At 56.8% G+C, this 19196-nt stretch carries 16 protein-coding genes; 6 read left to right on the top strand and 10 right to left on the bottom strand.

The window, feature by feature from the left end; all coding sequences use genetic code 11:
- A complete protein-coding gene (locus Poly51_RS31320) occupies positions 1-3042 on the top strand; it encodes a sulfatase-like hydrolase/transferase (RefSeq protein ID WP_246114538.1) in 3042 nt (1013 codons plus the stop codon).
- Between the two features lie 196 nt (positions 3043-3238).
- On the opposite strand, the gene Poly51_RS15635 is transcribed toward Poly51_RS31320, so the two are convergent.
- Positions 3239-4504, bottom strand: coding sequence for an SHD1 domain-containing protein (locus tag Poly51_RS15635; protein ID WP_146458735.1), 1266 nt, complete (start codon positions 4502-4504; stop codon positions 3239-3241).
- Positions 4505-5029: 525 nt separating this feature from the next.
- Here Poly51_RS15635 and Poly51_RS15630 point away from each other — a divergent pair.
- The 5 genes from Poly51_RS15630 (at position 5030) to clpX (ending at position 10161) form a co-directional block, all read left to right on the top strand.
- Complete coding sequence (locus tag Poly51_RS15630; RefSeq protein WP_146458734.1) at positions 5030-5812, top strand: PEP-CTERM sorting domain-containing protein; 783 nt, start codon at positions 5030-5032, stop codon at positions 5810-5812.
- A gap of 327 nt (positions 5813-6139) precedes the next feature.
- Positions 6140-7123: a UbiA family prenyltransferase gene (locus Poly51_RS15625; protein WP_186775588.1), complete on the top strand. Its 984-nt coding sequence runs from the start codon at positions 6140-6142 to the stop codon at positions 7121-7123.
- Entirely contained in the window at positions 7123-7953 is an 831-nt protein-coding gene (locus Poly51_RS15620) for a TIM barrel protein (RefSeq protein WP_146458732.1), read from the top strand. The genes Poly51_RS15625 and Poly51_RS15620 overlap by 1 nt, the downstream gene beginning before the upstream one ends.
- A gap of 163 nt (positions 7954-8116) precedes the next feature.
- The gene (locus Poly51_RS15615) at positions 8117-8485 is read left to right on the top strand and encodes a hypothetical protein (protein ID WP_146458731.1); all 369 of its coding nucleotides are present in this window, start codon (positions 8117-8119) and stop codon (positions 8483-8485) included.
- 383 nt (positions 8486-8868) lie between these two features.
- Positions 8869-10161, top strand: a complete 1293-nt coding sequence (clpX, locus tag Poly51_RS15610) for an ATP-dependent Clp protease ATP-binding subunit ClpX (protein WP_146458730.1) — start codon at positions 8869-8871, stop codon at positions 10159-10161.
- Between the two features lie 40 nt (positions 10162-10201).
- Here the strand turns inward: clpX and Poly51_RS15605 are convergent, their stop codons facing one another.
- The 9 genes from Poly51_RS15605 to Poly51_RS15565 all read right to left on the bottom strand — a co-directional run bounded on the left by Poly51_RS15605 (position 10202) and on the right by Poly51_RS15565 (position 19075).
- Positions 10202-10870: a ceramidase domain-containing protein gene (locus Poly51_RS15605; RefSeq protein WP_146458729.1), complete on the bottom strand. Its 669-nt coding sequence runs from the start codon at positions 10868-10870 to the stop codon at positions 10202-10204.
- Positions 10870-11727 carry a hypothetical protein gene (locus Poly51_RS15600; protein WP_146458728.1) on the bottom strand — a complete coding sequence of 286 codons (858 nt, stop codon included), beginning with the start codon at positions 11725-11727 and terminating at the stop codon, positions 10870-10872. Before Poly51_RS15600 ends, Poly51_RS15605 begins: the two co-directional genes overlap by 1 nt.
- A gap of 146 nt (positions 11728-11873) precedes the next feature.
- The gene (gene fabF, locus Poly51_RS15595) at positions 11874-13142 is read right to left on the bottom strand and encodes a beta-ketoacyl-ACP synthase II (RefSeq protein WP_246114537.1); all 1269 of its coding nucleotides are present in this window, start codon (positions 13140-13142) and stop codon (positions 11874-11876) included.
- Positions 13143-13301: 159 nt separating this feature from the next.
- The gene (gene acpP / locus Poly51_RS15590) at positions 13302-13547 is read right to left on the bottom strand and encodes an acyl carrier protein (protein WP_145168801.1); all 246 of its coding nucleotides are present in this window, start codon (positions 13545-13547) and stop codon (positions 13302-13304) included.
- Between the two features lie 163 nt (positions 13548-13710).
- Complete coding sequence (fabG, locus tag Poly51_RS15585; protein WP_146458727.1) at positions 13711-14469, bottom strand: 3-oxoacyl-[acyl-carrier-protein] reductase; 759 nt, start codon at positions 14467-14469, stop codon at positions 13711-13713.
- A gap of 102 nt (positions 14470-14571) precedes the next feature.
- Positions 14572-15486, bottom strand: a complete 915-nt coding sequence (gene fabD, locus Poly51_RS15580) for an ACP S-malonyltransferase (RefSeq protein ID WP_186775587.1) — start codon at positions 15484-15486, stop codon at positions 14572-14574.
- A 148-nt stretch (positions 15487-15634) separates the two neighbouring features.
- Positions 15635-15817, bottom strand: a complete 183-nt coding sequence (rpmF, locus tag Poly51_RS15575; RefSeq protein WP_146458726.1) for a 50S ribosomal protein L32 — start codon at positions 15815-15817, stop codon at positions 15635-15637.
- 150 nt (positions 15818-15967) lie between these two features.
- Entirely contained in the window at positions 15968-16954 is a 987-nt protein-coding gene (locus Poly51_RS15570; RefSeq protein ID WP_246114536.1) for a class I SAM-dependent methyltransferase, read from the bottom strand.
- Positions 16955-17077: 123 nt separating this feature from the next.
- Positions 17078-19075 (bottom strand): c-type cytochrome domain-containing protein, encoded by a 1998-nt coding sequence (locus Poly51_RS15565; protein ID WP_146458725.1) that lies wholly within the window; start codon positions 19073-19075, stop codon positions 17078-17080.
- Between the last annotated feature and the right edge of the window lie 121 nt (positions 19076-19196).

The following is a 19196-nucleotide window of genomic DNA, read 5'->3' as shown; positions in this document are numbered from 1 at the left end:
ATGACAAGAATACTTGCCCGAATGACCACTCTGGTTCTGACGGCGTTCCTGGTGAGCCAAGGATTCGCGAAAGAGACAAACGACTGGCCCGGATTTCGCGGGCCAGGCGGGCGTGGGATCGCTACGGAAAAAAAAACCGCCGAATCATGGGACGTCACCGACCCGTCCGACGCCGCCGTTGTTTGGAATGTCGCCGTGCCTGGATTAGGTCACAGCAGCCCGACGATCATTGGCAATAAGATCTTTTTGGCGACTGCCGTGCCCGCAAGCGGCGACGCACCGCTGAACGTCGGACGAAACGGCGACATCCAAGCGGCTGATGACAACGGCGAGCAGACTTGGTGGGTGTTGTGTTATGAAAAAACAACCGGCAAAGAATTGTGGCGCAAGGCCGCTCACACGGGATCACCCAAAGCAACGCGTCATGCCAAAGCCACTCATGCCAATAGCACCATCGCAGCCGACGCAGATCACGTGGTGGCGTTCTTCGGTTCCGAGGGACTGTACTGTTACGATCACGACGGCAACCTGTTATGGCAACGTGACTTTGGCGTGATCGACGTCAGCAAGTACGACATCGGATGGGGTTACGCCAGTTCCCCTGCCATTCATGGCAACCAAATCGTGCTGGTCTGCGACGCGCCCGACGATCCCTACGTGGTGTCGTTGCGACTATCCGATGGAGAAGAACTTTGGCGGAAATCGCGTCAAGGCGATTGCGAACGCAGTTGGGGTACGGCCCTGATTCACCAAGGCGACGATGGGACTCAAGTCGTCGTCAACGGTTGGCCGTGGATCGTTTCGTATGACCTTGAAAACGGCGAGGAAGTTTGGCGGATCGAAGGCGGTGGCGACAATCCAACGCCGACGCCATTTGTCAACGAAGGTCGAATCTATATCACCAACTCGCATGGCGGACCATCACCAATCTATGCCATTTCAACGAGTGCCCGCGGCAACTTGAGCGACTCAGATCCCGACCATCGTGTTGTGTGGAAAGTCGACCGGGGCGGCAGTTACATGGCCACTCCTGTTGTTTGGGGCGACTATCTGTATCTGGGAAATACGAATGGCTTGGTTCGGTGCTTTGATGCCGAAACCGGCGAGAAGATTTACGAAGAACGTTTGGGTAGCGGAGCCTCGATCACGGCGTCGTTGGTCGCTGCCGATGACAAAGTCTATTGTCCTTCGGAAGATGGCAAGGTTTACGTCGTCCAAGCCGGACCGGAATTCAAGATCCTGGCAAAGAACGAAATGAACCATCCGTGCTTTGCGACACCCGCAATTTCCGGCGGAGTCCTGTACGTTCGGACCACCGAAACGCTGGTTGCCATTGAACCCAATTCGGAAACGACATCTGAAGCCTCTTCAACCGATCGACCCAATGTCTTGTTCATCGCTGTCGACGACTTGCGGCCGTCGATGGGTTGTTACGGCGATCTCGACGCGATCACGCCGCACATGGATGCGTTGGCGGCACGTGGTGTGAAGTTTAATCGGGCTTACTGCCAAGTGGCGGTTTGCAATCCTTCTCGCGCGAGTTTGATGACGGGTCTGTGTCCCGACAATTTGGGTGTTTGGACACTGCCGATCCATTTTCGCGAAGCCAAACCGGACGCCGTCACATTGCCGCAATGGTTTCGCAAGTTCGGCTACACAGCGGTCAGCCATGGCAAGATCTATCACAACCCCACGCCGGATCCGCAATCATGGAGTGAGCCGATTCGAGATCTTCCGTCGCTTCCTTCGGCCTATCCCGATGGCACTCGCGAGACCGTGCAGGCAGCGATGAAAGAACTGCCCGCGAACGATTGGCGGAAGAACAATTTGCGAAGCCCCAGCACCGCTTCGCCCGATCTGCCGGACAATCAATTGCTCGATGGGGCTCGCACCGACATGGCCATCGAAGACCTGCGGCGACTCGGCAAGCAGGACGAACCGTTCTTTTTGGCGATGGGTTACATCCGTCCTCACTTGGCCTGGGTCGCACCGAAAAAATACTGGGACATGCACGATCCATCCAAGTTGCCCGTGCTCGAAAACCAACACGTGATCCCGAACACGCCGCCGTACGCGCCAACCAACAACAGCGAATTGTCCCACTACGTTGACTTGATCGACATGCCCAAACCCTGGGATGAATCCGAGCTTTCGATCGAACAACGTCGGCAATTAATTCATGGCTACTACGCCTGCGTCAGCTACGTCGATGCGCAAATCGGACGACTGCTCGACGCGCTGGAAGACGAAGGCCTTGCCGACAAAACCATTGTGGTCCTGTGGAGCGACCACGGATGGAAGCTCGGCGAGAGCCGAGGTTGGGGGAAAATGACCAACTACGAAATCGACGCGCGCGTGCCATTGATCATTGCCGGACCAAACTTGCCGGCGGCCGGGCAATCGACCGACCAACTGGCCGAGCTGTTGGATCTTTACCCGACGCTCTGTGAAATGGCTGGACTAGAAACGCCAAGTTTTACGGATGGCAACAGCCTTGTTCCCATTTTGAACGATGCGGTGGCGTCGGTGCGTGAATCGGCGACCAGCCAGTACTACCGAAGTTTCAACGGCGGCCAATACATGGGCTACTCCATGCGGACCGACGAGTATCGGTTCATCGAATGGCGGGATTTTGAAACGGGCCTCGTCACTGATCGTGAACTTTACGATCATCGATCCGGCGATGTTGAAAGCGAGAACATCGCTACCACCGCGCCGAAAGAGTTGGTCGATCAACTGACGAAGCAATTGCTTCAATCGCATCCCCGCAAGGGACTGGTCATGACACCCGCGATTCACTCCGACCCCAGTCCCGGGCGATGGCCCGCCGAATTGCAATTGAACAATCAAACCGAAACCACATTGATGGCGTTTCCGATCACACCGACGGGCCGCCGAGGCCGCGTCACCCGCATCGAGCCGGGTAAAGCCGCGACGTTCAACGCTCGGATTGGCGGCGTCTATGTGGTCGAAAGCATCGACGGGACGGTTCACGAAGTGCACTCGCCGTCGTACCCGCCGCGCCAAGTCGTGATCGACTAAGGCTTCGCGGTGCTTTTCGTCGTTAGTTGATCCGCCGCAACCGCATCCAAATCAGGACGCAGTGAATCAATTTCACTCAACAAATGCGTCTTCAAATCCAGCAATTTTTCGGGATACAGCGCCGACAGTTCTTCCCGTTCTTCGTTGTCGACTACCCCGGCTCGGAACCCGAGCCGACGATTGACGCCACGGTCCTTTAGAATCCTGCGGGTGGTCCGGGGGGCGCTGCGTTTGCGCCGCCCATGCCAGCGGCAATCATCATGGCTTGTTGGACCATTCCCATGGCGGCCTGATCGAACTCCTGTTGGTTGTTGGCTGCCAGCAGACTGTCGAGAGCTGCGTTGACGGGGGCTGAAATGGTTTCCAACAACGCGGCCGTCTGTGCCTGACTTGCTGGGCTCATGACTTTCTCGAACTCAGTTGCCGACTCTTTTGCTTTTTGAACCAGGTTGCCTTTGTTGGTGATCAGCACATCGACGAACTCACTTGGCAACCAACGTCCTTCGTGAAGTACCACGTCGACAGTCTCGGTCTCGCCGTTTTGTTTCGGCGCGGTGATCGTCCCCGCGGTCGCGCTGGTTTGTTCGATGATCACTTGGCTCAGTAATCCATCAACGGAACCGGCCGGCGCGAGCGGCAGCAATTCTTTCGCGTGTGCGCCTAGTCGCGGCAGGTGATAGTTGGCGAGTTGGGTGAAGGTGGTATCGGGAATCGATTCAAAACCCTTAGAAAGCGACATCCACTCGTACATCAATCCAACGCCTGGATCGTATCCTTGTTGAAGCATCGGCAGCGCGTCCGGTGGCAGGCTAGCGAGTAATGACGAACCAAGCACGAAGTCTTTCTTCGTGGTTAGAACTTCCAGCAACTTCGCAGTCATCGTTTCCATCGGAGCATTTTGATCGGCATAGTTTTTTAACATCGGCCGATACAGATCGCGGAACTCTTGGCTGTCGATCTCCGTTCGCACGTCGTCAGGAAGGCTATACCAGAACACTTCCAGATGCCCGTTCATCACCTGCGTTTTCATGTAGTCGAATTGCTGTTGCAGTTTTGGGCTACTAGGAAACGGTTCCATTTGTCCAATGTCGGGCGCTGAGGGCGCGACAATATTCGCGAACTGATTGGTGGGTTGATAGCTGGATCCTCCCGACGCAGAGTTTGTCGCCAAATTGATCGGCGCCTTAGAACCGCCGGACTTGGCGTTCTCGAACAACTCTTTCGCTCGAGCGCGGCTCGCTTCGCTGAGTCGATTGATCGGAACCGCAATCGTTTGTCCGTCGGCTTTGCGCAGCACGACACTGGCGCCATCGACGCGTTCGTACTCAGCATCAATCTTGAAACTGCCGGTCGTGTCAATCCAGATTTCGGCCTGCGCCGGCAATGCGAAAACGAGTCCGGCAAGTAGCGGCACGACGAGCGATCGCAGACAGACGGCGTGACAAAGGTTGAATAATCGCATGATTTGGCTTTCGGATTCATGTGGGAGGCAAATCGGCCCGTCGACATTGCCTTTGGCAGATTGGCGGGAAATTAAGTGTGTTCGATTTCGAAGGCTGAATCCAGCATCATTCGGGGCGCAGGCTCCACTGCGTTTTTTAACCAGGGGGGGTTAGTGGCGCCGCGGGTTTCTGGCAGAGATGGGGCGGCCCAGGTCGTGGATATTCAGATGCGGATGGCCTCTTTTTTTGTTGCAACGCAGCACCACACGGCTGAGAAGTTTCCATTTTTCTCCATGTATCCAGATGTTCAGCGATTTCGCGAACGGTGAGTCGACGTCTCCCACAGTGGCAGTTCAGGTGACTGGGGCGGATTGGGTGAAAGGTATCGATTTTGTCGTTGGAAGGCTTGACCACGAGAGTCAAACGGATTCAAATCCCGGCAGGTCCCAGGACGGGGGGGAGTGTGCCTCCAATACGGAACGGATGCTCAACGAATCTGTATTCCTTCGAAAGGGGATCTGTATTCCTTCGAAAGGGGATTTGTGATGAGAAGAAAAGTAGTATTGCTAATGGGGGCTGTCGCTCTCTGTTTGATGCAGCAGCCTGCCAATGCTGGGATCATGTCGTTCTTTGGTGTTGACTCAAGCCCATTCGGGACTGTGCCAGCGGGCGGCAATGCCGCAACGGCACGCGGCAACTTCCTAGCCGGTTTGACCGGTGTAGGCACCGAAGACTTTGAAGGGATTGCCCTGGGGACATCGAATTCGACTCCCTTAACGTTCCCCGGAACGACTGGCAACATTACCGCAACGCTGACAAGCACTTCAAGCTTTGAGGTGAGAAGCACCAACTCAGCTGGTGCGTACCCGACGTCCGGAACCAGGTACCTGCGGACGAGTACCTCCACCGACCCCAACGAATTTGCAATCAACTTTGACAGCCCGATCGCGGCATTTGGTTTTTACGGCACCGACTTGGGCGACTCAGGTGGTGGCGATGTCGTTTTGACGCTGACCAATGGAACGACCGAAACCTTGACCGTTCCTGTTGGTAACAACACCACAACATTCCAAAGTGACAATTTGATCTTCTTCGGGTTCATTAGCGACACCGATTCGTACAGCAGTATTGCGTTTGGCAATAATGGGGGTACCGGTGACGTCTGGGGATTTGATGACATGACCATCGGCGACATCGGCCAAGTTATCGATCCGAACAATGGAGCTGTGCCCGAGCCAACAAGTTTGGCGATCTTTGCTACGCTTGGACTTGTCGGTGTCGGTGTCGTTGGTGCACGGCGGCGCAAAAAGGACATGGCAACTTCGTAGCCAACTGACCGGCGGATTGCCGGATCATCCTCATGCACTGCTTGCTATTCCTGGCAAGCGGTGACAGGTTGTCGCCGGCCACATCGGGTCACCCTTCGTGGCCCTGCGACTCCGTTCGCAGGGTATACGTTAAATTTCTGAACTGCTTTGCAGTTCACATCCCGCGAGCGGAGTCGTGGGGTCCACATCGGGTTGCCCGATTCATTCGCAGTATGCGCGTTCGAAGAATGCTATTTGTATCCATTCACCTCGCTGCAAACGATTGGCTGATTGCCTGCTAGACTGGTGACACCGTTTTCCCGTGTCCTCACAGTCGTTTGCTCTCCCTTGTCATCACCTGATTTTCCCACAACGTCGCATCGTGGTTCTCTTGTCGATTGGGCCCAATTGGTCCGATTGCCGAACGTTTTTACAGTGCTGGCCGATGTCGGTGCGGCTTTTCTGTTGGTCGCCCATGGCCCCCAACCGATCGCTCGATTCGTGGCTGTGCTTGTGGCAGGTGTCGCTTTTTATTGGGCCGGCATGATCTTGAACGACGTTTTCGACGTCGAACAAGATAAGGCCCAGCGGTCAACGCGTCCGTTGGCGGCCGGCAAGATTTGCATGACTCGAGCCCGCGTCGCCGGGTGGTTGTTGCTTGCGGCCGGTGTCGTGATCGGGTCCATCAGTGGTTACTTGCCCGGCGGATCGGAGTATCCAATGACGTGGTTGCCAGCAGCAATTTCGGTGGCGCTGGCGATCATGATCGTGGCATACGACGGACCGCTGAAGAAAACGCCCGCGGCACCGATGGCAATGGGAGCCTGTCGAGTCCTCAGTTTTTTGCTGGGCGCGTCGCCCTGCTTGGCAGTTGTTGACGGCCAACCATTGATTCCCAAATACTTGCTCGGAATCGCGATGGGGTTCGGCGTCTACATCATGGGGCTGACCACGATGGCCCGTCGTGAAGCCGTCGGCGGACCGTCGCACAATTTACCGATGGGTTGGATCGTGACGGTGTTGGGGTGTGTGCTGTTAGCCTTTGCGCCCCAGTTGGCTCGCGGTGCCATCGTCGATTGGAACGTTTCGCCACGGGACACGTTTCCGCTATTGATCGGAATGGTCGCCTTTCCGGTCATCATTCGCGCATTCCGCGCCGTTCGTGATCCCGCGCCTGCGAAGATCCAGATTGCGATTCGCATCGGCATCCTATCGATCATCCCGTTGGCGGCTGCGTATGCGTACCTGGGCGCTGGACCTGTTTGGGCGTTGGTGATTTTTGCACTGGTGATTCCATCGATCGTTTTAGCCACCAAATTTCGGGTGACCTGATGATATCGGGGTACCATCTATCCGGACTGTCGCTGCACGACCCGGCCACAGCGATTGGTGAGCTCGCGCATTTGGGCTATGCGGCAGTCGCCATCCGTCCACACGCCGCGTACTTCCATCCCGATGTTGCGGGGTTTTCTCAGCACTTGCTTAGAATCTCCGATGCAATCGACCGTCATTCGATGCGATTGGTGATCGACTTGGACGGACTGTATCTGCACGATGTGTACTCACCTCGCGGCCCGTCGCTGATTGCGGCTGACGCATCGGTCTGCGGCTCGGCCAGGATCTGGATTGAGCGGTGGGTCGGTATCGCTGACGAGATCAACGCGGGGATGCTTACGTTCTCGGTCGGTCAGGGCGAAGCGTCGGCTTTCGTTAGCGACGAAGAAGACCTGGAACGGTTGAGCGAACATCTCAAGCAGGTGATCGCTCAAACGGACGGTTCCAGGGTTTCGATGGGAATCCGCCCCACTCACGGCGACGTGATCGGGTCGGTTGCCCAGTTCGAACGACTCCAGCACTGGATGGGGGAACAGAACGAACGCCTGGGGTTGGCGGCGGACGTTGGCGAGATGCTGGCGGCCGGCGAAATGCCGATCAGTGACCGATTGGCCCGGAACCTTTCGGCGCTTCGATGTGTCTACCTGTGCGATCGGCAAAGCGGCGCTCCGGATGACCAGAGGATCGGCCAAGGCGAAGTGGTTCTGTCGCGGATCGTCCATTCCCTGCGAACCGGTGGGTACAAGGGCACTGCGATCGTGCGAGTCGAGGGCCATAGTGCCGAAGGACTCGTTCCGGCTCAGGAAGCGCTTGAGGTATTCGACTGAGCGGTATTCCGTACACCGTCGAGCGCGTCGGGCTGGGAACCCGATCTACGTGGACGTGCCCGATCGCAACGCCCGTTTGTGGTTTTTCAGTCGTGAAACGTGAAAACGTCCGTGAAACTGGGAAAAGTCTGAGGAACAGGCTGAAAATGCTGGACTGAACTTGGTGGACACTCCTATCATTCGGTTGTCGCAGGGATGCAGCGGACTGACGCGGATACGTGTTGTTGAGATGACGGTTATGCCAGATTTTTTCACTTCGACTGTGGCACAAGCTGCAACTGCCGTAGTGGTTCTGTGCATCCTGATATCGGCAGCATTTTATATCGTGGCAAGCTATCGCGACTATGTCGTCCAAGACCAGGAGCTGCCCTCAGAAGGCCTCGCAAACTTGCTGGAAATGCACCGCAAAGGTGACATTAGCGACGAAGAAATCCGAACTATAAAAGCTAGAACCCAGCGACATTCCGTCGAACCGATCACCGACGACGAATCAACCTCCCCGGACGATCCGTCACCGAACACCCAAGTCTGATGCTTCCCTAATCCGCATCCGGTCTTGGACTCCCAACGTTCGTTACCCTGGTGAATCGCCTTCGATCGGAATGGATGAAGGACAACCCTCCGCCTGTACGCCCTCCCAATTCCATGCGGGCATGCATTCGGAAACCATAGATCGTTTTTGAATTTGAACCACAGTAGGCTCGAGCTTTCGAGGATACGGATGACCCATCCCGCATTTCGGGACGGACTCTTCACTTGATGAACCACGTGTTCATCAATTGGGGGAAAGTCGTCGGAATTGCGGGAAAGCATTCGAGCCGTGGCCCGAAACCGTTTGACGCGTGATCAGGACGTGTTGGTCGGCGGATCAGTATCCGTCGGTCGATTCGGCTGACACACCATCAGGAGTCGTGTATGCCCTCGAAAGATAATCCACCCACAACAACAACATCCCGTCGCGGAACCTCGACCAACAAGAAGAACGCATTCTGTTCTTTTTGTCGAAAGAGTTACCGGGACGTCGGCCCGCTCGTTGAAGGCCCAGGTGACGTTTACATCTGTTCCGAATGCATCGAGCTATGTCAATCGATTCTGGACCAGGAACAACGTCGGCGCGGCCCTAGCAAGTCGCTCTTCAACGATATTCCCACGCCACGAAGTATCGTTGAACATCTGGATCAATACGTGATCGGACAGGGCAGCGCCAAACGCGTGCTGGCCGTTGCCGTTCACAACCACTACAAGCGGCTGACCAGCGAATGGGAAGGCGGCTCGGAAGTGGAGATCGAAAAGAGCAACATCCTGCTGGCCGGACCGACCGGCAGTGGTAAAACGTTGCTCGCCCGCTCGCTCGCTCGAATGCTGAACGTGCCCTTCGCCATCGGTGACGCGACAACGCTGACCGAAGCGGGTTACGTCGGCGAAGACGTCGAGAACTTGTTGCTGAAGCTGTTGCACGCAGCCGACTTCGACGTCGAAGCGGCTCAGCGCGGAATCCTTTACATCGACGAAGTCGACAAGATTGGCAAAACGAGTGCCAATGTTTCGATCACTCGCGACGTGTCGGGCGAAGGCGTTCAGCAGAGCTTGCTGAAGATGCTCGAAGGCACCGTTGCCAACGTTCCACCGCAAGGCGGACGGAAACATCCCGAGCAACAGTACATCCAGATGGATACCAGTAATATCCTGTTCATCGTCGGCGGTACGTTCGTCGGGATCGAAGACATCATCCGCAAACGGCTGGGCCATAAGACGCTCGGATTCGGCGGCGGCGACAGCAAACGGAACGAGCAAACCGAGTCGGAATTGTTGGCCCAAGTGCAAACCGAAGACATCCTGCAGTTCGGGTTGATTCCCGAATTGGTCGGGCGTTTGCCAGTGGTCAGCTACCTGCAACCGTTGGACGAAGAAGGTTTGGTCAACGTGATGACCCAGCCGAAGAACTCGCTGATCAAACAGTACGAAGCACTTTTCCAAATGGAAAATTGCGAGCTGAAGTTCACCGAGGAAGCACTTCACTATGTCGCTCGCAAAGCACTGAACAAGGGCGTCGGTGCCCGTGGTTTGCGAGGGATTTTGGAAGAGGTCATGTTGGACATTATGTACGACTTGCCCGAGCAGCCCGAGGGAACGCTCTACACGATCGACGAGAATGTCGTGTCGGGCAAAAACAAGTTGTTTCAAATGCCCACGACCAAAAGTGCTTAGTCGGAAGATTGGAAGATCCACGAGAACGAAAACGTCGGTGTCACGAAAGTGATGCCGGCGTTTTTTCGTTGATGCTGACAACGACGACCATGATCGATGCGTAGATCACAAATCCGTTGATCAAGTGCCACAGAAAGTGCGTGCCGATCGGCAGGGACTCACAAACCGCCATGTCGATCGTACGACAACAAAGTGATAAGCTCAATCCGATCAACAGCGATACCATCCATCGGGTTGCCGCCAACCGTGTAACCAAATGATGCACCGTCATCGCAGCCAGTAATACGTACGTCGGTGCATACAGCAGCGAACCGTTCAACCACGGCGGCAACGTCAGCATGGCGAAATTGGCACATAGAAAAACGACACTTGTGGCCGCGGTCGCACCGCGGTTCCAATTCAAGAGTCGTCGCAAATACAGCCAAAGAAAATAGAGCTGAAACGAGAAGATCGGCAGGATGTCCAAGACCTGAGTCGCGCGTGTCGCAAACGTATGAAACGCAAAGCTTCCCAGCCCCACCAGCCCAGCCATCACGACCATCGCAACCACCGGCCCACTCAGTCGCGATTCACGCCGCGCCAAGCGATAGGCCATGCCGGCGGCAATCAAGAATGAAACGTTGCTGATCGCATTAAGCGGCTCGGCCCAAAATGCGTCACTGCATCGTTCGCAGTAGAAATCTAGCGACTCGCTCGCAACCAGCCTCATCAGGGATCCAGTTCAGGGATTCTTCCCTGTCCTTTGGCGTAGAACTTCGTGATGTCGATTCCACCTCGGCGTTCTTCTTCCATCAGCTTGATTCGCGATTCCAGCCGCTCGACCCGTCGCATCAACGCCGGAATGACGTCGGGGTTGTCGTTGCGTGGCTTGGGACGTGGTACAGGCGGGTAACCGAGGTGTCGCTGCATTGCGGCGAACAAGAACAGCGGGTCTTTGCCACGGTTACCGATTGCGATCACGCCTTCGCGAGCCCCAAACAGAAACGGGCCCTTGTTTTCGATCGACTCTTCGGCGGCCAGCAAGCGATCGCGATACTCTTCGCTTGCCAACAGCAACAGATTGGCAAAGTCGACCAAGCCGATCTGGGCCCGCAGCATCAAAATCCACTTCGTCCACGCGGTGTCAAAAATCGGATCGCCACTGATCGCGGTGAGGCCCTTGTCATAGTTCAAGCGATTGCGGCAAAGCACTTCAAACTGGAACATAAACATGCCCTGAGGCGTTCCACCGGCGATGCGAAAGTTCGCTTCCGATTCGAGAATTTGCAGAGCCGCGCCCATCGTGAATCGTCCGACATCGGCTTCGGCTTGAGCCACCAAGTACGATTGAAATGCCGTGAAGTAATGGCCCAGCTTGTACATCGCTGGCGCCATCAATCCCGAATGCTTCAGTTCGGTCAGCAGATAGTCAATCGCCATCGGCAGTTTCGTTGTTGCCAGCAGTTCGTACCGTGCTTGCTCTAGCAACTCCTGCATCGGCATTTGGTCGGCTAACCGCTCGCGAAGCAGCTTGTAAAGAAACGCTTGTTCAACGTATTCGGTGCGATCAAGAGCGACGTTTGCCATGGCCGCATTGTAGCCGCTACGCGCCCAACGGGTGACCCTTCTTGGCCCTGCGACTTTGCTCGCAGGGTGTGCTTCATGTTTGGTGAACTGCTTTGCAGTTCACGACCCGCGAGCGGAGTCACAGCGCCACGTCGGGTTATTCGACGTTACTTGTATTTTCCGAACACGATGCAGGCGTTGTGGCCGCCGAAGCCGAAGCTATTGCTCATCGCAATGTTGACGTCTTTCGGCTTCGCGACGTTGGGCGTGTAATCCAAATCGCAAGCCGGATCGGGCGTTTGCAAATTGATGGTGGGTGCAATCGTTGACGACTCGATCGTCTTGCAAAGGACGACCGCTTCGATGCCGCCGCTGGCGCCCAACGAGTGGCCGAGCGAGCTTTTCGTGCTGCTGATCGAAGTCTTGTAGGCGTGGTCGCCGAAGACTCTCTTGATCGCTGCTGTTTCAGCTTTATCGCCCAGCGGCGTGCTGGTGCCGTGCGCGTTGATGTAATCGACGTCCGTCAAGGCAACACCCGCATCATCGATGGCTGCTTGCATTGCTGCACCGGCGCCGCGTCCTTCGGCATCGGGCGCCGTGATGTGACCGGCGTCGCTGGTCGTTCCATAGCCGAGAACTTCCGCGTAGATCTTTGCACCGCGGGCCTTGGCATGTTCCAGTTCTTCAAACACCAAAACGCCCGCGCCCTCACCCATCACAAATCCGTCGCGATCAGCGTCGAACGGGCGACTTGCCGTTGCCGGATCCTCGTTTCGAGACGACAACGCTTTCATGTTTTGGAACGCGGCAAGACCCATCCGTGTGATGGCGGCTTCGGTTCCGCCGGTGATCACCAAGTCGGTTTCGCCCAACCGGATACTTCGCAGCGCATCGCCCATCGCATTGGTGGCGCTTGCACACGCGGTCGCGACGGCATAGTTAGGGCCTTTCAATCCGTGTGTGATCGAAATGTTCCCGCCGGCCGCGTTGACCATCATCTTTGGGATCGTGAACGGGCTGACACGGTCGGGACCCTTCGTCAGCATGCGTTCAATCTGGATTTCTATCTCGCCAAGGCCGCCGATACCGGACCCAAGAATCACGCCACACTTGGTGCAGTCGATGGACGAAAAATCGACGCCGGAATCCTTGATCGCATGAGTCGACGCATAAACGGCGAACTGGGTGAATCGATCGAGTCGTTTGGCTTCTCGCGGATCAACGACGTCTTCGACATTGAAGTCGGGAATGTCGCCACCGAAGTGGATCTTGTATTGGCTGGTGTCCATGATACTCAGTTCATGAACGCCACTTTCACCGGCAATCAATCGACTCCAGAAATTGTCGACATCATTGCCAAGTGGCGTCACGACGCCGATACCCGTCACCACAATGCGTCGCTGGGGTTGGTTTTGCATCGAGTATGCCTTTGCCATTACTTTCGAGATCGAGAGAGCTTGCCAATCAAAAAACAAATGCCGCCCTCATCCTCGCGAGCCAACGCCATCAGCGTTGGTTCGAAATTCTGGGACGGCAAAGGGTATCGTCTTTAGAGGCACGCCGTCGATGTTCGAGGCGGGCCACCCATCGAACGTTTAGGCGTCGTCGCCTTTTGCGGCTTCGATGAAATCAACGGCTTCGCCAACCTTTTGAATCTTTTCTGCCGATTCGTCAGGAATGCTGATATCGAACTCTTCTTCGAGTTCCATTACCAGTTCGACGGTGTCGAGCGAGTCGGCACCGAGGTCATTCACAAACGAGGTTTCGCGAGTGATTTTGTCTTTGTCGACGCCGAGTTGTTCGGAAACGATGTCGATCACACGTTCTTCGATGGTAGCCATGAGCAATCTTTAAAAATGGTCAGCAAGCTGAGGGTGGTTTGGTAATGGGAGAAGCGTCAAATATCTAAGTGCCCGTCGCGGGCAGTCTCATTCGCCGAAAAGATAGGTCAAACAAGCAAAACGCGTCAATACGCAGCACGAATGAACTTCTATGGCCTAGTTTCTAGCCGATCATGCCGCCGTCGACGACTAGGGTTTGTCCAGAGATATACCCAGCGTCCTTGGAAGCCAGGAAAAGTACGGCTGCGGCGACGTCTTCGGGCGTTCCGACTCGCTTAGCCGGAATCCGCTTTTTCACCTCTTCCAGCACCACGTCGCCCAATTCTTGGGTCATTTCGCTGGCGATAAAACCGGGTGCGACGGCGTTGCAGGTCACGCCGCGGCTGACCAATTCTTTGCTCATCGTCCGCGTCATCCCGATCATTCCCGCCTTGCTGGCCGAGTAGTTGGCTTGGCCGGGGTTACCGATCAGCCCCGAAATGCTGGCCATATTGATGATTCGGCCATATTTTTTGCGGCGCATGATTCCGGCCGCCGTTCGGCAGCACACGAAACAGCTGGTCAGATTGGTCGCAATCACATCGTCCCATTCTTCATCCGACATGCCTCGCATCAATTTGTCGCGGGTGATTCCGGCGTTATTGACCAAAATGTCCAAACGTCCATGCTTTTCGTTCGCCCCCTCGATCGCCGCCGCAGCCGCTTTGCGGTCGGTCACGTCGCACGAAACGGCTTCGGCCTTGCCGCCGGCCGCTTCGATTTCGGCGACGGTGCCTGATAATTTCTCGGCGTTACGGGCCAAACAGACGACCGTCGCACCGTTCATCCCCAGTGCGATCGCGACCGCTTTTCCGAGACCCTGCGAGGCACCGGTCACGATGGCGACTTGACCCTTCAGGTCGGTGGTGAGTGACAGTTGCATGATTCTTTCAGTACTGGGTTGCTGGATTGAGTTGTTTGGGTGAGTTGCTTCATTGGGCCGGACCATGAACGGTGCCCGGCGATTGATACTTTGTTTCTCGGGTCACTCGTCGCCGAAACCGTCAGTTTCGATCTTGCGGTTGATCCGCTTCAGGGTCCCGCGGAGCACCCGGCCGGTGCCGACTTCTTCAAAGCCTGCGATGCCATCGTCAAGCATTCGCCGAATCGATGATTCCCACATCACGGGGTTTACGACTTGGCGGCTGAGCAGCTCGCGGATCTCGTCGGCTTTGGTGTGCGGTGCGGCATCGACGTTGCTGTAGACGGGCATGGTCGTATCGGTGATCGGCATCTCATCGAGAGCCGCCCGCAACTTCTCGACCGCCGGGGCCATCAGCGACGTGTGGAATGCACCCGCCACGGAAAGCGGAATCACCTTCATGGCGCCGGCTTCGGTCGCCGCAGGAATCAGCCGCTCGATCGCCGTCAAATGGCCCGATACCGCGATATTGCCGGGGCACAACAGATTGGCCGGCTGCAGCACTTCGTCACCCGTACGGCAACTGGCACAGACCGTTTCGAGGGCCTCCAGTTCCATGCCGATCACGCTGGCCATCCCGCTGGGGACCGCGTCGGCGGCGGCCTGCATCGCTTCGCCACGTCGTTGAACAAGACGCAAGGCATCCGCAAAGGACAAGCCACCCGCAAAGCAGACAGCCGTATATTCGCCCAGACTCAATCCGGCCGTTGCTTTGACCGCAGCGATGCGATCGGGCTGAGTCTCGCGAAGCACGTTTGCCGCCGCGATCCCGACGGTGAATAACGCGGGCTGGCTGAACTCGGTCGCATTCAGTTTCTCAGGCGGACCGTCGGTGCAGAGTGCCAACAGGTCATACCCGAGCACTTCGGCAGCTTCGTCAAACAATCGACGAGCTGTCGGGTGGGTATTGCAAAGCCAAACGCCCATGCCCGGTGCTTGAGCACCCTGGCCAGGGAAGAGAATGCCAACTGAATTCATGTTGCCAACCAAGGGGAAACCGGCGGGCTCGCGTCCAGCCGCAATGAAATTTCGGGCCAAGACCTAGCGACAACCGTGGCGTCCTTCGGCTTATTTCAACACGAAAAACAACGTCCGCAGCCCGGAAACGGGAAGAGGCAACGTTAGACTAGGCTTCTTCGTGCTCAATCACGGTTCGCCCTTGGTAATAACCACATTTGGGGCAAATCGAGTGAGTCGGGACGGCGTTGCTGCACTGGGGGCAGTAGCCGATTTGACGCTTCTTAACGTGGTCGTGGGCGCGGCGGCTGCCGGTACGTGCGTTGGAGTGTTTGCGTTTTGGGACAGCCATGGCTGCAGAGTCCGATTTCCAGGGTCAGGAAGGGTTCGTGTCGAGCCGCGTAGCTTAGGAAGTCAGAGCCCGAATCGTCAACGTAGCCAAGCCAACTTTTTCGAGCAAAAGTGAGCTTTTCCGAAGAAATTGGCACGTCAGCTCCAAAATTCAAGTCGAAGCGGTCGGCTTGGCACCTACTGCCAATCCAAGATTCACTTGGCTGGCCGCAAGATAAGTGAACTGAATCCTCTCCAATCCGGCTTCGCGCATGTCGATCTGGGCTTCTTGAAGCGACCGCATCCGGCCGCCCTTCGTCCCCAGGTCAAGCCGTAACGCTTCGACGCATTCGGCCAGATTTGCCTTCGCCGGTCCACGAAACAGGTCAATCACCACCACGCGACCGCCCGGACGAGTCGCTTCCACGGCATGGGCCAACAATTTTTTGCCCGCAATTCCGTCCAAGCACGAAATCCGCTGTGCCACCAAAACCAGGTCAAACTTCCCGGTCGGGACCTCGGCATTGATCGGGTTCCCTTCGATGGTTTCAAACCGCTCGCTGATCCCGATCGACTCGGCGGTCGCGGAAGCGGCCTCCAGCGCGGCTCGGTTATCAACCGCAGTCACCGTGGATGTAGGATCGCGGTGAGCCATGGCGCAACTCCACACGCCCGACCCACATCCCAAATCAAGGATCTGCAAAGCATTGAATTCGCCACCTTCGCCGATGTCCAAGATCTCAGCCGCCTGCATCGCCGCGCCGGTATGTGCCCACTGGGTCGCGGCGAGGTAATCGAATTGTTTGCCGTCGTCGTGATCCGCCCGTCGGTCGTTACCGCGGACCACGTCGACCAACCGGCCCCACGTCGCATCGCCCAAATCGTCGTCGTACTGGCACAGCAGGTGCCCGGCACGCGACAGAGCAAAGTCGTCGTCGTACTTTTCGACCACGCCGATCGCCAACAGGGCATCCAAAAGCAATGAAGCGGAATGAGGGGACCACGACAGCGACTCTGTCAACTGTTCGGCCGTCCGCTGACCATGGCGAAGCTCGTCGATCAAACCGAGCTCGCGAGCCGTGCGAAGCAAATGTGCCGACGCGTTGACCTGCATCAGACTGTGATATTGAGCCAGCGTGCGTTCTTGAGCAGTCGACATGGATCGGGTTTCGATTTCGCGGCGTTAGGGAAAGAGGTAAATCGCCCTCGAATGGTGGCCGAAAAGACGACTTCTCTCAAGACCCAGCCGCTGGCCTGAGCCTTTGTCTCACACCGCGTCGCCCTATCCTCGCACCCACTTGATCCACGCTTCGACAAACGCGGTTGTCGTCACGCCGAACGATTGCTGAAACGCTTGGTCGAACGACTTGCCTTCGTCAAGCAACCGCATGCATCGGTCAAAGTTCCGGCGATGCGTGCGATCCAGCAGGCTGGATGCAATTGCCGCGCCGACGCGGTCGGACTGCTCGGGCGTCATTTTGCCATCCAAAAACTTCTTGGCATTGCCCATTGCTGCGATCGCTTGCGAGATTTCGGCATCCATTTTCATCCGCTCTTCACGGTCGGCACCACGTTTGCGAGCCGCCGTCGCGGTCGCGACCCCTTCGGCCAACCATCGCGGCACATCACCACCTCGCGTGGCAACAGCCAAACCGGTCAGCGGCAATAGCAACCGGCTGGCGATCTGTTCTTCTTCGTCACGATCGGTGGCCACCATCGCGACGTAGGCGTCGATGCCGTCGAATTGCCAATGGCTCGACCAATCCCTGGGAACACCGCGAGCCTCGACCATTTTGGCGAATTCACTGTAATCGTATCGCCGAGGCATCACAAAAATCGTCGCTCGGCCGTGATAGAAACCTTCGCCCGGTTTGCCGGAAACGACCGTTCCCACCGTTTTCATTTGAGCTTCCGCCAACTTGCCGACCAATTCCAACGTCGGCTCCGAAGCGGTTCCGATGACTTTGAAGTGCTCCGTCACCTTCTCGGTAACTGGCGCCCCCGACGCGTTGGCAAGTTTCAGGTGATCGCCCGCCAACTTTTCACGTCGGTCGCTCATTTCGGAATCCGTCGCTGACGCCGCCCAAGCCAACTGGCTCATCACGCCGAGAGGTTGATTCTCGCTTGCACCGTCCAGCGTGGCGCCTTCGTCGATCCAAGTCGAAATCAATTGAATGCTGGCTTCCGGCAGCGCGGGGCGCCCACCGGCTGGCATTCGATCGCCTTCCATGCCGCGAAGTTTTTTAACGACCAGGCTTTCGCTTCCCTTGCCCGGTTGAATGACCGCGCCGCTGTCGCCGCCACGCAGCAACCTTGCAAAGTTGTCCATGTTCAATCCGCCCCGAGTCTGCATGGCGTCGATGTGACAGCCTTTGCAATTTTCCACCAAAATCGGTGCGATGTCTTTGGCGAAACTGACCGTTTCCTTTCCCGTTGATCGACGCACTTCCGGACGAGCTGCGTCCGCGTTCATCGCTGGCGTCGGTCCTGCGCCCGTAGCGGAAATCGGCGCCGTCGGGTCGGCGCCATCAAACTTTGCGCCCGTCATGATCCACTGTTTCAGTGTTGCCAGTTCGGCCGGCAAGACCTTTCCGCCGCCGCGTGGCATGTCGCCGGTCTCGATCGTTTCGATCAATCGGCTACCGACGGTGTCACCGGCAAAAATCACGACACCCTCGGGCGGACCTTTCATTAGCGCAGCGAATGTTGCCAAGCTGAACCCGCCCTTGCTGCCGTTGATATGGCATCCGCCACATCGACTACTCAGCAAGGGAGCGATCGTCTTGGTGAAGCTGATCTCCGTTGAGTTCGGTGCTGGCGAAAACGCGGTCTCCGGTGCAGTCATTGGCCGCGTGCTTTCGCCGGCTGGTACAACGGGCATCATCGGCTCGGTTTCGACGACTGCTGTTTCGGCCACTGCCGGTTCCGCCGCCGCTGCTACAGGGCGGGCGGGGATGCGAAACGGAGGCAACGAAATGCCCTCGAACTGCAACATCGCGTGAGCCTTGCCAACTCGCTTCATCGCCGGAAGCAGCAAGTCGTAAACTTCGATCGATGATGCCGGCCCCGCTGTTTCGATCTGACGCATCGCTTCGCCGATGGCGTCGCCCGCGGCCGCATAGTCGCGCGCCGAAAAATGTGTCCCTGCCTTCTGAACCGCTGCGTTGGCGGACAAGATCGCTTTGCGTTGTCCTAAACCGACGCCATCGGCGGCGACCGCAATGCCGGCACTCGCCAAAGCCACGACGACGCTGACGCCAACCAAGATCAATCCACGCATCGACAAACACCACTCAGATTCGAACCGAAATAGCCACCATGGCACACAATGAACGTTTCCGCCCACTATAAAGTACTCGCCTGGATTACCCAGTCACCAAAACCGCCATTCTTGATTTCCC

The organism is Rubripirellula tenax (assembly GCF_007860125.1).
Classification (GTDB): Bacteria; Planctomycetota; Planctomycetia; order Pirellulales; family Pirellulaceae; genus Rubripirellula; species Rubripirellula tenax.
The sequence above is the reverse complement of the archived record's forward strand: the minus strand, read 5'-3'. Positions and strand labels throughout refer to the sequence as shown.

What these genes read in the sequence shown, in the direction of transcription:
- Poly51_RS31320 (WP_246114538.1), top strand. Translation starts at nt 1, where the DNA reads ATGACAAGAATACTTGCCCGAATGACCACTCTGGTTCTGACGGCGTTC.
- Poly51_RS15635 (WP_146458735.1), bottom strand. Translation starts at nt 4,504, where the DNA reads ATGCGATTATTCAACCTTTGTCACGCCGTCTGTCTGCGATCGCTCGTC.
- Poly51_RS15630 (WP_146458734.1), top strand. Translation starts at nt 5,030, where the DNA reads ATGAGAAGAAAAGTAGTATTGCTAATGGGGGCTGTCGCTCTCTGTTTG.
- Poly51_RS15620 (WP_146458732.1), top strand. Translation starts at nt 7,123, where the DNA reads ATGATATCGGGGTACCATCTATCCGGACTGTCGCTGCACGACCCGGCC.
- clpX (WP_146458730.1), top strand. Translation starts at nt 8,869, where the DNA reads ATGCCCTCGAAAGATAATCCACCCACAACAACAACATCCCGTCGCGGA.
- Poly51_RS15605 (WP_146458729.1), bottom strand. Translation starts at nt 10,870, where the DNA reads ATGAGGCTGGTTGCGAGCGAGTCGCTAGATTTCTACTGCGAACGATGC.
- Poly51_RS15600 (WP_146458728.1), bottom strand. Translation starts at nt 11,727, where the DNA reads ATGGCAAACGTCGCTCTTGATCGCACCGAATACGTTGAACAAGCGTTT.
- fabF (WP_246114537.1), bottom strand. Translation starts at nt 13,142, where the DNA reads ATGGCAAAGGCATACTCGATGCAAAACCAACCCCAGCGACGCATTGTG.
- acpP (WP_145168801.1), bottom strand. Translation starts at nt 13,547, where the DNA reads ATGGCTACCATCGAAGAACGTGTGATCGACATCGTTTCCGAACAACTC.
- fabG (WP_146458727.1), bottom strand. Translation starts at nt 14,469, where the DNA reads ATGCAACTGTCACTCACCACCGACCTGAAGGGTCAAGTCGCCATCGTG.
- fabD (WP_186775587.1), bottom strand. Translation starts at nt 15,486, where the DNA reads ATGAATTCAGTTGGCATTCTCTTCCCTGGCCAGGGTGCTCAAGCACCG.
- rpmF (WP_146458726.1), bottom strand. Translation starts at nt 15,817, where the DNA reads ATGGCTGTCCCAAAACGCAAACACTCCAACGCACGTACCGGCAGCCGC.
- Poly51_RS15570 (WP_246114536.1), bottom strand. Translation starts at nt 16,954, where the DNA reads ATGTCGACTGCTCAAGAACGCACGCTGGCTCAATATCACAGTCTGATG.
- Poly51_RS15565 (WP_146458725.1), bottom strand. Translation starts at nt 19,075, where the DNA reads ATGCGTGGATTGATCTTGGTTGGCGTCAGCGTCGTCGTGGCTTTGGCG.